The sequence below is a fragment of the Bradyrhizobium erythrophlei genome, from assembly GCF_042430365.1.
In the GTDB taxonomy this organism is placed as follows: Bacteria; Pseudomonadota; Alphaproteobacteria; order Rhizobiales; family Xanthobacteraceae; genus Bradyrhizobium; species Bradyrhizobium erythrophlei.
The window spans coordinates 145,546-159,032 of sequence record NZ_JBHMET010000039.1; the positions used below are offsets into that span (position 1 = coordinate 145,546).

The window sequence follows — 13,487 nt, forward strand, 5'->3', positions numbered from 1 at the left end:
CTCAAACAATGAGATGAGATCACAATGCGATTGCACCCAATCGCATTGTGATCGGTGGACAATCCGCCCTGTTTGTCGTCGGCTCCGGCGTGGTAAGGTGACGCCGGGTCGACGATGGACGGTGCGTTATGCTCGAAGGCTGGGATGCGGTCGCGCTCGCCCGCGCGCAATTTGCTTTCACGATGTCGTTCCACATCGTGTTCCCCGCGTTCTCGATCGGACTTGCGAGCTACCTCGCGGTGCTCGAAGCGCTATGGCTTGCGACCGGGCGCGAGGGCTACATCAACCTGTTCAATTACTGGCTGAAGATCTTCGCGGTCGCCTTCGGCATGGGCGTGGTGTCGGGCATCGTGATGTCCTACCAGTTCGGCACCAACTGGTCGGCCTTCGCCGACAAGACCGGCCCCGTGATCGGCCCCTTGATGGCCTATGAGGTGCTGACCGCGTTCTTCCTCGAGGCCGGCTTCCTCGGCGTCATGCTGTTCGGCCTCAAGCGCGTCGGCCCCAGGCTGCATTTCCTGGCGACCTTGATGGTCGCGATCGGCACGCTGATCTCGGCGTTCTGGATCCTGTCGGCCAATTCCTGGATGCAGACGCCGGCCGGCCACGCCGTCAATGCCGACGGGCAATTCATCGCCGCCGACTGGCTGAAGCTGATCTTCAATCCATCGTTCCCCTATCGCCTCGTGCACATGGTGCTGGCGGCGTATCTGACCACCGCGCTCGTGGTCGGCGCGGTCGGCGCCTACCATCTGCTGCGCGACCAGCATCTCGCCGGTCCCCGCGTGATGTTCTCGATGGCGATGTGGATGGCGACCCTGGTGGCGCCGATCCAGATCCTGGCCGGCGACCAGCACGGCCTCAACACGCTCGAGCATCAGCCGGCCAAGGTGATGGCGATGGAAGGCCACTACCAGAGCCACAAGGACGGCGCGCCGCTGATCCTGTTCGGCTGGCCCGATCAGGCCGACGCGAAGGTGAAGTTCGCGATCGAAGTGCCGAAGCTGTCGTCGCTGATCCTGAAGCATTCGCTGGATGCACCGCTCGCCGGCCTCGACACCGTGCCGCGGGAGAATTGGCCGCCGGTGCCGATCACCTTCTGGTCCTTCCGCGTGATGGTCGGCCTCGGCTTCCTGATGATGGGGCTCGGCCTGTTCAGCCTCGCGATGCGGTTACGCGGCGAGTTGTATCAGTCGCCCCTGCTGCATCGCTTCGCGATGCTGATGGGCCCGGCCGGCTTCATCGCCGTGCTGGCGGGCTGGATCACGACCGAAACCGGGCGGCAGCCGTTCACCGTCTACGGCCTGCTGCGGACCGCCGATGCCGCTTCGCCGCTCGCGGCACCTGCGGTCGGCTCGTCGCTGGTCGCCTTCATCATCGTCTATTTCGCCGTGTTCAGTGCCGGCGTGATCTACCTGCTGCGGCTGATGGCGCAGCCGCCGCACCAGGGCGAAGAGGGGCCGTCGCACGACGCGCCCGCGCGCGCCGCCGGCATCACGCCGGCTGCGGGTGCAGCCGTGGAGGGCGCACGATGAGCCTTGCCATCGACCTTGCCACCATATGGGCCTTCATCATCGCCTTTGCCGTGTTCGTCTATGTCGTGATGGACGGCTTCGACCTCGGCCTCGGCATCCTGTTTCCGCTGTTCCCGAACAAGGCCGATCGCGACGTCATCATGAACAGCGTGGCGCCGGTCTGGGACGGCAACGAGACCTGGCTGGTGCTCGGCGGCGGCGGCATGATGGCGGCGTTCCCGCTGGCCTATTCGGTGCTGATGCCGGCGCTCTACACCCCGATGATCGCGATGCTGCTTGGTCTCGTGTTCCGCGGCGTCGCCTTCGAATTCCGCTGGCGCACCACGCAAGCCCACCGCAACCGCTGGGATCTCGCCTTTGCCGGCGGCTCGCTGCTCGCCACCCTGGCGCAGGGAATCGCGCTCGGCGCGATCCTGCAGGGCATCCATGTCGAGGGACGCCATTACGGCGGCGGCTGGTGGGACTGGCTGACGCCGTTCAGCATCCTGACCGGCATATCGCTCGTGATCGGCTACGCGCTGCTTGGGGCGACTTGGCTCGTGATGAAGACCGAGGGGGCCTTGCGCGACCGCGCCTATCACCTGAGCTGGGTGCTGCTGATCGCGATGTTAGGGGCGATCGGCCTCGTCAGCATCGCGACGCCGTTCCTGCATGTGCAGTACACGCAGCGCTGGTTCGCCTGGCCCAACATCATCCTGACCGCACCGGTGCCGATCGCGGTCGCCGCGGTCACGGCACTGCTGCTCCGCGCGCTTGCCAACAAGTACGACTACCAGCCGTTCTTCCTGTCGCTCGTGCTGTTCGCGCTGTCCTATGCCGGGCTCGGCATCAGCATGTATCCGTTCATCGTGCCGCAGAGCATCACGATCTGGCAGGCGGCCGCGCCGGAGAACAGCCAGATCTTCATGTTGTTCGGGGTGTCGGTGCTGATCCCGCTGATCCTCGGCTACACCGCCTGGGCCTATTGGGTGTTCCGCGGCAAGGTGCGGCCCGAGAGCGGATATCACTGATGCCGGCCGATCCCAGCCCACCTCCGCTTGGGCAGCGCCTGTTGTGGTTCGCAGCGCTCTGGCTCAGCGGCGTCGGCACGGTGGCGCTGATTTCCTTCGCCCTCCGACTCTGGATCGCGCCGAAATAGGCCAGGTTGCGCGGCCGGCGCGGCTCCCGTGCCACGAAAAACAGAGGCATTACAGCGAGGTATCAGCCGCGCTGCCCTAAACTTGCCATCAAGCTGTCACTGAGATTTGATGCTTGCGCATTTGGGTGGAGCAACCACTTGGCCCCGCGCCAACAAGGAGAGCTTTGCATGACGAACCTTCGTCACCTGGTTTGGATGTTGATCGCCGCTGTTGTCTTCGTGCTGTCGACATCGCAAAGCTTCGCGCAGAAGCGCCCCGATGCCGACGAGCCCGGCCTGATCGCTGACGACGCCTACGAGCTCGATCCGGAATGGCAGAAGCAGGTCGTCTATTACCGCACCAACGAGGCGCCGGGCACCATCATCGTCGCCACCGCCGAGCGCCATCTTTATCTCGTCCAGGGCAATGGCCGCGCGATCCGCTACGGCATCGGCGTCGGCCGCGAAGGTTTTCAGTGGCAGGGCCTGTTGAACATCACCCGAAAGGCCGAATGGCCGGACTGGACGCCGCCGCCGGAGATGATCGCGCGCCAACCTTATCTGCCGCGCTTCATGGCCGGCGGCCCCGGTAACCCGCTCGGCGCCCGCGCCATGTATCTCGGCACCACGGTCTACCGCATCCACGGCACCAACCGGCCCGACACGATCGGCACCGCCGTCTCCTCCGGCTGCTTCCGCCTGGTCAACAACGATGTCGCCGATCTTTACGAGCGCGTGCCCGTCGGCACCAAGGTGATCGTCCGGCAGAAGCCCGAACTGTAACCCTCACCCCGCTTTCGATCCCTTTTCCCGATCATTCGCGAGAGAAAATCCATGCGCACATTTCGAGGCGGCCTGACCATCGGGCTCGCGGTCGCCGTGCTGGTTGCTGCCGCCGCCATCACCTATGAACGTTACGACACGCGCACGCTGAAGCGCACCATCCGCCGCGGCGAGGTGATGTGCGGCGTCAACAAGGGCCTGCCGGGCTTCTCGAACCCGGACGACAAGGGCAACTGGACCGGCTTCGACGTCGATTTCTGCCGCGCGGTGGCGGCGGCGATCTTCGACGACCCGTCGAAGGCGAAGTTCGTGCCGCTCGACGCCAGCGAGCGCTTCAAGGAGCTGCAGAACCGCAAGGTCGACATCCTCTCGCGCAACTCCACCTGGAGCATGTCGCGCGAGACCAACTACGACCTCTATTTCCCGGCCGTCGCCTATTATGACGGCCAGGGCTTCATGCTGCCCCGCGCGCGCAAGATCGACTCCGCGCTCGACCTCGACGGCAGCAAGGTCTGCGTCCAGGCCGAGACCACGACGGCGCTCAACCTCGCCGACTATTTCCGTGCCAACAACATGAAGTACACGGAGATGAAGTTCGGCAAGCTGGAGGAGGTCGTGAAGGCCTACGATTCCGGCCAGTGCGACACGCTGACCGCCGACGCCTCGCAGCTCTATGCGCTGAGACTCAACCTCTCAAAGCCGAACGACCACGTCATCCTGGCCGATATCATTTCCAAGGAGCCGCTCGCGCCGGTGGTCCGGCTACGCGACGACGACTGGATGATGATCGTGAAGTGGACGCTCTACGCCATGATCAACGCCGAGGAGCTCGGCATCACCTCGAAGAACATCGACGAGGCGCTGAAGTCGAAGAAGCCCGAGGTGATGCGCCTCGTCGGCACTGACGGCGCCTATGGCGAGGATCTCGGCCTGACCAAGGACTGGGCGGTGCGCATCATCAAGCATGTCGGCAATTACGGCGAGATCTACGACCGCAATGTCGGCAGCGGCTCGAAGCTCAAGATCCCGCGCGGCATGAACCAGCTCTGGAGCGCCGGCGGCATCCAGTACGCGCCGCCGATCCGGTGACGGCACTCTCCGCCGTCATTGCGAGGAGCGATGGCGACGAAGCAATCCATGCCCGGCAAGCGGCGAGATGGATTGCTTTGCTTCGCTCGCAATGACGGGAGCTACATCCATGCGTGACACTGTCGTCACCCGCGAAAGCGGGTGATCCAGTACGCTGCGGCCTCTCCGCTCAAGCACGACTGTCTCTGGAATACTGGGTGGCCCGGTCGAGCCGGGCGATGACAGGGTGTCACACGGCGACGCCGCTCCCTGCTCAATACCCCTTCCCGCGTGCCAACTGATCTGCATGGAAGTTGCTGTCGCCGAACAGCTCCTGGCAGACGCGGGCGCGCTTCATGAAGAAGCCGATGTCGAACTGGTCGGTCATGCCCATGCCGCCGTGCATCTGCACGCCTTCCTGCACGGCCAGCGTCGCGGTGGTGCCGGCGCGCGCCTTTGCCACCGCCACCGCGCTGCCCGCCTTCTCGACGTCGGTGTCGAGCGCCTGCAAGGCCTTCAGGACGGCCGCGCGCGTGATCTCGATGTCGATATAGAGCTGGGCGGCGCGGTGCTGCAACGCCTGGAATTCGCCGATCGGCTTGCCGAACTGCTTGCGCTCCTTCAGATAGGTCACGGTGCGGCCGAACACCTCTTCACTTAGGCCGACCATTTCGCTCGCGACCGCGCCGCGGCCGATGTTGAGCACGCTCTCGAGCAGCCCATGGCCCTGGTCGACTTCGCCAAGCACGCTGTCGGCGTTGACCTCGACATTGTCGAATACGATCCGCGCCGCGTTGTGCGAATCGACCATCGCGGTGCGCTCGACCGCGAGCCCCTTCGACTTCGGATCAACCAGGAACAGCGTCAGGCCGTTCTTGTCGCCGGCTGCACCCGCCGTGCGCGCCGCGACGATCAGGAGATCGGCGGTGTGGCCATCGACCACGAACGCCTTGTCGCCGGAGAGCTTGAAGCCGTTGCCGGAGCGGGTCGCCTGCAACTTCGTCTGCAACGGGCGATGCTTGGCGCCCTCGTCGATCGCGAGCGCTGCGAGCAGCGAGCCATTGGCGATCTTGGGCAGATGCTGGGCCTTCTGCGCCGCACTGCCGCCGCGCGACAGCGCCGAGGCCGCGAGCACCGACGTCGCGAGGAACGGCGACGGCATCAAGGTGCGGCCGATCTCCTCCATGACGATGCCGGCCTCGACGCAGCCGAGCCCGCTGCCGCCGAATTGCTCCGGCACCAGGAGGCCGGAGAAGCCCATTTCGGCGAAGGTTGCCCAGAGCTCGCGCGAGAAGCCGGTGGCGTCCTTGCTGTCGCGCAACGCGCGCAGATGCGACACCGGCGCCTTGTCGCTGATGAGGCCGCGCGCACTGTCGCGCAGCATGGATTGTTCTTCGGTGAGGACGAGGGCCATTGATGGATCCGGTAACTTTGATGTTGATCGTTCAGTTGAATTCCAAACTGTCGTCATGCCCGGCCTTGGGCCGGGCATCCACGTCTTGAGTCTGCCGCAGCAAAGACGTGGATGGCCGGGTCAAGCCCGGCCATGACGGCGGAGCTTCACGCCCCCGGCAGGTCGAGGATGCGCTTGGCGACGATGCCGAGCATCACCTCGCTGGTGCCGCCCTCGATCGAGTTCGCCTTGGTGCGCAGCCAGGCGCGCGGCCGCGCGCCGCCTTTCGAGCGCTCGCTCTCCCACTCCAGCGCGTCGATGCCGCCGGCCGACATCAGGATCTCGTAGCGGCGCTTGTTGAGCTCGGTGCCGTAATATTTCATCGCCGAGGAGAACGCCGGATGCGACTGGCCGGCCTTGGCGAGGTCGACCGCGCGCTCGGCCGCGGCGGCGAGCGCCGCCTCATCGACCTCGAAGGTCGCGATCTGGCCACGCAGCTGGGCGTCGTCGAGCCGGCCCTGTTCGTCGGCGCCGACGGAATCGGCGGCGATCTGGCCGAGCGGACGGCCGACGCCGCGCTCGCCCATCCCCGAGATCATCGCGCGCTCATGCTGCAGCAGATATTTCGCGACATCCCAGCCGCGATTGACGGTGCCCACGACATGCGACTTCGGCACGCGCACATTGTCGAAGAAGGTTTCGCAGAACGGCGAATAACCGGAGATCAGAAGGATCGGTTTCGTGGATACGCCCTTCGACGTCATGTCGAAGAGAATGAAGCTGATGCCGTCGTGCTTCTTCGCCGCCGGATCGGTGCGGACCAGACAGAAGATCCAGTCGGCATGGTTGGCGTAAGACGTCCAGATCTTCTGGCCGTTGATGACGTAGTGGTCGCCGTCGCTTTCGGCGCGGGTCTGCAGCGAGGCGAGGTCGGAGCCGGCATTCGGCTCGGAATAGCCCTGGCACCACCGGATCAGCCCTGCGGTGATCTTCGGCAGATGCTCCTTCTTCTGCTCCTCGGTGCCATATTTCAACAGCGCCGGCCCGAGCATCGAGATGCCGAACGAGGTGAGCGGCTGGCGCGCGCCGATCGCGGCCATTTCCTGGCGCACGATCTTGGCTTCTTCGCCGTCGAGGCCGCCGCCGCCATATTCCTTCGGCCAATGCGGCACGGTCCAGCCCTTGTCGCGCATCCGCTCGAACCAGACGCGCTGCGCGTCGGAAGAGAACTTCGCGTTGCGGCCGCCCCAGAACGTGTCGCTCTCTGATGTCATCGGCTTGCGCATCTCGGGCGGGCAATTCTGCTCCAGCCAGGCGCGGGTTTCATTGCGGAATTTTTCGAGGTCAGCCATTGTGCGTTTCCGGTCAAAATCGACGAATTGAAAACGACCTTAGCTCTCCGCTCCAGTGGAATTCAATATGTCTTGCGACCGCGCCATGCTCTGGCGTCGGTGGTCACCTCGCGCGATCGGGTGTATGCGCGGTTCGGGGTAACGCTTGAAAAACAAGAGGAAACGGACATGCGGCTGAAGCTGCTTTCGCCTGGCGAAATGAACCCTGCCCAAAAACAAACCTACGACGAGTCGATCGCCGGCAAGCGCGGCGCCGATGATGGCCTGGCTGAACAGCCCGGAGATGGCGCGGCATGCCACGCGGCTCGGCGAGGTGCTGCGCTTCGACACCATCTTTCCACCCAAGCTCTCGGAGATCGCGATCCTCGTCACGGCGCGGCACTGGACCGCGCATTACGAATGGTATGCGCACAAGCGCCTCGCGCTGAAGGGCGGCCTCGATCCCAGGATCATCGAGGACATCCGCGTGCGCCGCATTCCGACCTTCGACGATCCCAAGGCCAAGATGATCTACGAGGTCGCCAAGTCGCTGCATAAGGGCCACGGCCTCGCCAAGGCACTGTATGACGAGGCGGTCGAACTTTTGACCCTGCGCGGCGTCGTCGAGATCATCGGCCTGTGCGGCTACTATACGATGGTGTCGATGACGCTGAACACGTTTGAGTTCGAACTGCCCGGCGGCGAGTTGTCGGAGCTGGCATAGGCCTGCCCCTGCTGCCGGCGGAGGGCAGTTCCGGAAACCCTGGATTTCAGGATCGGCCGCTCCGCTGTCGGCGCATTCGCGCCTATATGATGGGAGACCTCGCCGCCAACCGGCGAGGCGCTGACGCAAACGGAGCCATGACATGTCGCAAAATCCTCCCATCATCGCTGGCACGCGGATCGGGCATGTCCATCTCAAAGTCGCCGATCTCGAACGCGCGCTCGGATTCTATTGCGGCGTGCTCGGCTTCGAGCTGCAGCAACGCCTGGGCGCGGACGCGGCCTTCATCTCGGCCGGCGGCTATCACCACCACATCGGCCTCAACACCTGGGAGAGCAAGGGCGGCCATCCGCCGCCGCCCGGCACCACCGGCCTGTACCACACCGCGATCCTCTATCCGACCCGCCCAGCGCTCGCCGACGCGCTACACCGCGTGCTGTCGGCCGGCATCCCGCTCGACGGCGCCAGCGACCACGGCGTCAGCCAGGCGCTGTATCTGCGCGATCCCGACGAGAACGGCGTCGAGCTCTACTGGGACCGCCCCGAAGCCGAATGGCCGCGCAGCGCGGACGGCAAGCTCGCGATGTTCACGCGCCGGCTCGATCTCGAGGATCTGCTGAAGCAGCGGGCGACATAGATCCGTAGCCCGGATGGAGCGAAGCGCAATCCGGGACCCCGCATCCGTTGAGACGGTCCCCGGATTTCGCTTCGCTCCATCCGGGCTACAGTCTTAGCAGACTGATGGCTATGCCCCCGGCATAGAGCCCGAAGCCAAACACAGCATGCGTCACGAGGCTATGGAGCCGCGCGGCCGCGGGATTGGGCGTGCGGCTCGCGGCGAGGCCTGCGCCCATTGCGGGCTGCATCACCAGAAACGGCGCGGCGACGCTGCCGATCCCGACCAGCAGCGCCGGACCAATCGTCGGATTATGTACCCAGTCGAGGCCGAACATCGCGATCAACAGGCCGGCGAAGCCGATGCCGATCAGGTAGTGCGCGGTCCAGCCGATCAGCCGCTCGCCAGGAACCGGCGGCGAGGCGGCGATGCGATCGTGGCGCAGGCGCCCCCGCGGGAGGTGGCCGAGCCAGCGGCCGACGAATGCGTAGTCCAGCGCCGGGACGCCAAGCAGGCGCAACCGGATCATCGCCCAGACGTCCATCACGACCGTTGCCACCGTCCCGACCAGGACCGCCGACGTCAGATAGTCCGTTACGTCAACCATACGCAGCCTCCATCGGCGCTTGTGCAGCGACCATCCAGCAGGCCGCGGTGAAACGAACCTCCTCGCCGTGCAGATAGGGGGCGAAGGCGGCGCTGATGGTCTCGACCACCCGCAGACGCGCCGGCTCGTCCATCCCCTGCAGGATCACGCCGACCGGCCCGAGCCAGCTCAGGTAACGGACCAGTTCGGCTTTCGGAAAGCTGCAGGCGAAGTCGATCGGCTGGATCTCGATTGCGCTCCAGCCGCTCGCCTCGAGGAGCGCCGCAACCCGCTGCCGATCCGCGAAGGCGAACTGCCCCGGACCGTCGGGGCGACGTGCGGGAAGGTTCGGCAGCAGCGGCGCCGCCGCGCGCTCCGCCGTTGTCATGAACGGGTTCTCCGCAACACCTCGCCACGCGATGAAGCGGAGCGCGCCGCCCGGCCGAGCCGCGTGGCGCAGGTTCGCGAAGGCGCGCACCGGATCGGCAAAGAACATCACGCCAAGGCGCGAGATGATCATGTCGAAGCTCGCGGGCGCGAAGACATAAGTCTGTGCATCGGCGCAGATGAAGCTCGCCGGAACGTCGTTCCGCGCCGCGCGGGCGCGCGCAGTCGCGATCATCGGCTCGGAAATGTCGATGCCGGTGCAGTGCCCGCTCGGACCCAATGCTTGTGCGACGGCAAACGTCGTCCCGCCGGTGCCGCAGCCGACATCGAGCACGTGGCACGCCGAAGCACCCGAGACGGCCCGGACGAGCCGATCCTCGAACGGCCTGAAGATCTCTTCGAGCACGTCCCGTGCCTCGACCCAGCCGCGTCCAGCGGGGCCGTTCCAGAGTCTGGCCTGCTCGTCATCTGCCGTCGACGTGATGCCCATCATCCTATCCTTTTGCTTGCGTCGCCGACCGTCTTGCTACTTGCCTTGGCGACGTCGATGGCGACACTCTGCCAGTTCAAATCAACTTGAGGTTAAGGCCCGTGAAGGACATCGACATCGCGGAGGTGGCACAACTGTCTGGCGTTCGCGCCTCGACGTTGCGCTTCTATGAGGAGAAGGGGCTGATCGCCTCGCACGGAAGGCGCGGCCTGCGCCGCCTGTTCGATCCGGCCGTGCTGGAGCGGCTGGCGCTGATCGCGCTCGGGCGCGCCGCCGGTTTCTCGCTCGACGAGATCGCGCGCATGTTCGCGCCCGACGGCCGACCGCGGATCGATCGCCACATGCTGGCGGCCAAGGCCGACGAGCTCGACCGGACGATCCGCAAGCTCAACGCCATGCGCGACGGCCTGCGCCACGCCGCCGCCTGCCCCGCGCCGAGCCACATGGAATGCCCCACCTTCCGCCGCCTGCTGCGCGCAGCCGCATCAGGCAAGGTCGGCGCGACGAAGCCGGTGCGGCTGTCGCGGCGCAAGTAGCGATCGTAGCCCGGATGGAGCGCAGCGAAATCCGGGTCATCCGGGCAAGGTCCCCGGATTGCGCTTCGCTCCATCCGGGCTACTTCCCCTCATCATGATCGTCACCGCGGCAATCAGCTCGAGGCCGATGCAGCCATAGAACGGCAGCGTGTAGCTGCCGGAGGCGTCGCGCAATAGTCCGATCACGCCGGGGCCGAAGGCATAGGTGATCTGGTTGATCGCCGTGATCAGGCTGATCAAGACGCCGAATGCGGTGGGAGCGAACTCGCGCTGCACGATCAGCGACGGCAGCGTGATCACATTGCCGACCGAGAAGCCGAACAGCGCGCAGGCCGCGATCAGCGCGACGTCGCTCCGCAGATTGATGATGACGACCAGCGCGATCGCCTGGCTGACAAAGGACAGCGCCGACGCCAGTCGCTGGTTGAACCGGTCGATCACGAACGAGAACAGGACGCGGCCGATCACGGCCATCGCCGTCAAGGCCGCCATCGCCGCCGTCGCGCGCTCGCGGCCGATCACCTGATCCAGGAACGCAATCAGATGGACGATGAAGCCGACCTGGGCGAACAGCACCAGCGCGAACGCGATCGAGATCGAGAGAAAGCCTATGTCGCGCAGCGCCCGCGCGCGGGTTTGTGTCGCCGACGGTGCATCCGCGGCCGCCGCGGTCACGTGATGCAGATGGGCCGGCGGCCGGCCGACGAAGATCAGGATCACCGGGAGCATCACCACGACCGTCAGCACGGCGGCGGCGATCATCGCGCCCGAAAAGCCGAAATAGCCGATACCCGCCACCAGCAGCGGCACGCCGGCGATGCCGCCGAAGCTGGCGCCGTTCAGTGCCAGGCTGATCGCCATGCCGCGCTTCTTGTCGAACCACAGCCCGAGCGTGTTGGTGATGATGCTGAGGCTGGTGCCGGCCCAGCCGAACGCGAGCACCGCATTGGCAAGATAGAGCTGCCAGGGCTCGCGCACCTCGCCGATCGCAACCGCAGCCGCAGCCATCGCGAGAGTGCCCGCGATCAGGCAGTTGCGCGGACCGAACGCCCGGATCGCCTCGCTGACGAAAGCGACAAGCGCGGCGCCGAACAGATAGAAGAAGGTGGTGCCCGACGAGATCAGCGACGCCGGCCAGCCGCGCAGCCGTTGCAGCTCGGCGACATAGACGCTTTGCCCGTAGAAGCCGAGCCCCCAGCCGAAGGTCGCGAGCAGGAAGCAGACGACGACGATGCGCCAGCCGTCGTAACGGAGCGAGCTCTCGTCGCGCGTGGGGTATGAGGATGCGTCCATTCGTTGCTCTTGCTCTTCACATCGTCATGACAGGAATCGTCTGTCCTGACGATGTAAATTGCCGTGCAAGGCGATCATTTCGACGCCGATCGAAGTGTCAGCAGTTGGCAGCAAGTGACCCTTATGGGCATGATCTTGTCGAAAAACCGCGGCGCACTTTTTCGGATCATGGCTAGATGCTCGGCTCCGGAAACTCGTCGACCTCCCGCAGCTTCGCCCGCCGTTTCGCAAATGAGGCGAGCGCCAGCACGACAAGGCCGAGCAGCACCGGCGGGAACACCACCATGTTGACGGCGTTCCAGCCGTAATTGGCGAGCAACTGGCCCGAGGAGAACGAGCCGATCGCCATCATGCCGAACACAAGGAAATCGTTGAAGGCCTGCACCTTGTTGCGCTCCTGCGGCCGGTGCGTTTCCAAGACCAACGCGGAGGCGCCGACGAAGCCGAAATTCCAGCCCACGCCGAGCACGATCAGCGTCGCCCAGAAGTGCGGCGCTGATAGGCCGGACAGTCCGATCATCGCAGCCACCGCCTCGAGCGCGAGCCCGAGCGCGACGATGACGGGCGCGCCGAAACGCGCGATCAGCGAGCCCGTGAAGAAGCTCGGCCCGTACATCGCCACGATGTGCCACTGAATTCCGAAATTGGAATCGCTGACCGAAAGGCCGCACATCTTCATGGCGAGCGGCGCCGAGGTCATCACCAGGTTCATCATCGGATAGGCGATGACCCCGCACAGCGCCGCGGCGATGAAGCGGGGCTGCTTCGCGATCTCGAGCAAGGGACGTCCGCCATGCAGGTCGGCCGCCGCGGGCTTCGGCGCATCGACGCCGGACAGCACGGCCATCGCGACCAGCGCAACCAGCGCCTGCACCACGAAGGAGAAGGCGAACAGATAGGGCGACCACACGTCCATGGTCCATTGCACGAGCTGCGGTCCGAGCACGCCGGCGAACACGCCACCCGCCATCACCCACGACACCGCCTTGGGCCGGAACACGGCGCTGGCGCCGTCGGCGGCGGCGAAGCGGTAGGACTGCGCCACCGCGCCATAGAGGCCGCCGAGGAAGGTCGCGCCGCAGAACAGCCAGAACGATGAATGCAGGATCGCCCATGCGCCGAGCGCGCCGGTCAGCGTGCCGCAGAAGGTGCCGATGATGAAGGCGACCCGCCGGCCATAGGCGCGCGAGATCGCGCCGGTCGGCAGCGTGCCGGCGGCAAGGCCGAGCACATACATCGACAGCGGCACGGTGGCGAGCGAGATATCGGGCGCCAGCGTCGCACCGACGATCGAGCCGGTCGCAAAGATCACCGCCGAATTGGCGCCCGTCAGCGCCTGAGCCGCGGCAAGCCGCAGCACATTGCCGCGCGCCCGCGCGTCGTCGGCGATCTCTTCGGATGCTGTCACCTCAGTCATCGGCACTCCCGCCCGCAAGGCCCCGGCGGGAGCCCCCTGTTGCGGCCGCACTATGGAGAGGCTGGGTGGGTCGATCAACTAGCGCAAACGGACGAAGGCTATGCGAGCGGCGCACGGTGGGCTGGGTTTGGTTTGCTGCTCACTTTCCGATCGTCGTCCTGGCGAAACAGGCCGTGTAGAAACGCTGGCGCGGCGGCTGGAGCTGAGATCA

The 13,487-nt window shown here is 65.6% G+C and carries 13 protein-coding genes and 1 pseudogene; 8 read left to right on the forward strand and 6 right to left on the reverse strand.

The features are described from left to right. Positions 1–128: 128 nt before the first annotated feature. The 5 genes from ACFFWD_RS06820 to ACFFWD_RS06840 all read left to right on the forward strand — a co-directional run bounded on the left by ACFFWD_RS06820 (position 129) and on the right by ACFFWD_RS06840 (position 4,524). A complete protein-coding gene (locus ACFFWD_RS06820; protein WP_376962742.1) occupies positions 129–1,535 on the forward strand; it encodes a cytochrome ubiquinol oxidase subunit I in 1,407 nt (468 codons plus the stop codon). Continuing rightward, the gene (gene cydB / locus ACFFWD_RS06825) at positions 1,532–2,545 is read left to right on the forward strand and encodes a cytochrome d ubiquinol oxidase subunit II (protein ID WP_376962744.1); all 1,014 of its coding nucleotides are present in this window, start codon (positions 1,532–1,534) and stop codon (positions 2,543–2,545) included. Before ACFFWD_RS06820 ends, cydB begins: the two co-directional genes overlap by 4 nt. Next, on the forward strand, positions 2,545–2,673 hold the full coding sequence (locus tag ACFFWD_RS06830; protein ID WP_376962746.1) for a DUF2474 domain-containing protein: 129 nt from the start codon (positions 2,545–2,547) through the stop codon (positions 2,671–2,673). The genes cydB and ACFFWD_RS06830 overlap by 1 nt, the downstream gene beginning before the upstream one ends. Before the next feature lie 168 nt (positions 2,674–2,841). Then, positions 2,842–3,435, forward strand: a complete 594-nt coding sequence (locus ACFFWD_RS06835) for a L,D-transpeptidase (RefSeq protein WP_376962747.1) — start codon at positions 2,842–2,844, stop codon at positions 3,433–3,435. A gap of 51 nt (positions 3,436–3,486) precedes the next feature. Next, positions 3,487–4,524, forward strand: a complete 1,038-nt coding sequence (locus ACFFWD_RS06840) for an amino acid ABC transporter substrate-binding protein (protein WP_376962749.1) — start codon at positions 3,487–3,489, stop codon at positions 4,522–4,524. A 253-nt stretch (positions 4,525–4,777) separates the two neighbouring features. Here ACFFWD_RS06840 and ACFFWD_RS06845 read toward each other — a convergent pair whose 3' ends face one another. Then, complete coding sequence (locus ACFFWD_RS06845) at positions 4,778–5,917, reverse strand: acyl-CoA dehydrogenase family protein (RefSeq protein ID WP_376962751.1); 1,140 nt, start codon at positions 5,915–5,917, stop codon at positions 4,778–4,780. A 146-nt stretch (positions 5,918–6,063) separates the two neighbouring features. After that, positions 6,064–7,248 carry an acyl-CoA dehydrogenase family protein gene (locus ACFFWD_RS06850; protein WP_376962753.1) on the reverse strand — a complete coding sequence of 395 codons (1,185 nt, stop codon included), beginning with the start codon at positions 7,246–7,248 and terminating at the stop codon, positions 6,064–6,066. Between the two features lie 168 nt (positions 7,249–7,416). On the opposite strand from ACFFWD_RS06850, the pseudogene ACFFWD_RS06855 reads away from it, so the two are divergent. Continuing rightward, positions 7,417–7,951, forward strand: a pseudogene (locus ACFFWD_RS06855) (carboxymuconolactone decarboxylase family protein). Between the two features lie 142 nt (positions 7,952–8,093). After that, complete coding sequence (locus ACFFWD_RS06860) at positions 8,094–8,588, forward strand: VOC family protein (protein WP_376962755.1); 495 nt, start codon at positions 8,094–8,096, stop codon at positions 8,586–8,588. A gap of 85 nt (positions 8,589–8,673) precedes the next feature. On the opposite strand, the gene ACFFWD_RS06865 is transcribed toward ACFFWD_RS06860, so the two are convergent. Together ACFFWD_RS06865 and ACFFWD_RS06870 are read right to left on the reverse strand one after the other, a co-directional pair. Next, entirely contained in the window at positions 8,674–9,174 is a 501-nt protein-coding gene (locus tag ACFFWD_RS06865) for a DUF2938 domain-containing protein (protein ID WP_376962757.1), read from the reverse strand. Next, positions 9,167–10,030 (reverse strand): methyltransferase domain-containing protein, encoded by an 864-nt coding sequence (locus tag ACFFWD_RS06870; protein WP_376962759.1) that lies wholly within the window; start codon positions 10,028–10,030, stop codon positions 9,167–9,169. Before ACFFWD_RS06870 ends, ACFFWD_RS06865 begins: the two co-directional genes overlap by 8 nt. A 101-nt stretch (positions 10,031–10,131) precedes the next feature. Here ACFFWD_RS06870 and ACFFWD_RS06875 point away from each other — a divergent pair, with 101 nt between their 5' ends. Next, positions 10,132–10,566 carry a helix-turn-helix domain-containing protein gene (locus tag ACFFWD_RS06875; protein ID WP_376962761.1) on the forward strand — a complete coding sequence of 145 codons (435 nt, stop codon included), beginning with the start codon at positions 10,132–10,134 and terminating at the stop codon, positions 10,564–10,566. 36 nt (positions 10,567–10,602) lie between these two features. On the opposite strand, the gene ACFFWD_RS06880 is transcribed toward ACFFWD_RS06875, so the two are convergent. Continuing rightward, the gene (locus tag ACFFWD_RS06880; protein ID WP_376962763.1) at positions 10,603–11,859 is read right to left on the reverse strand and encodes an MFS transporter; all 1,257 of its coding nucleotides are present in this window, start codon (positions 11,857–11,859) and stop codon (positions 10,603–10,605) included. Between the two features lie 172 nt (positions 11,860–12,031). Then, entirely contained in the window at positions 12,032–13,276 is a 1,245-nt protein-coding gene (locus tag ACFFWD_RS06885) for an MFS transporter (RefSeq protein WP_376962765.1), read from the reverse strand. Positions 13,277–13,487: the final 211 nt, after the last annotated feature.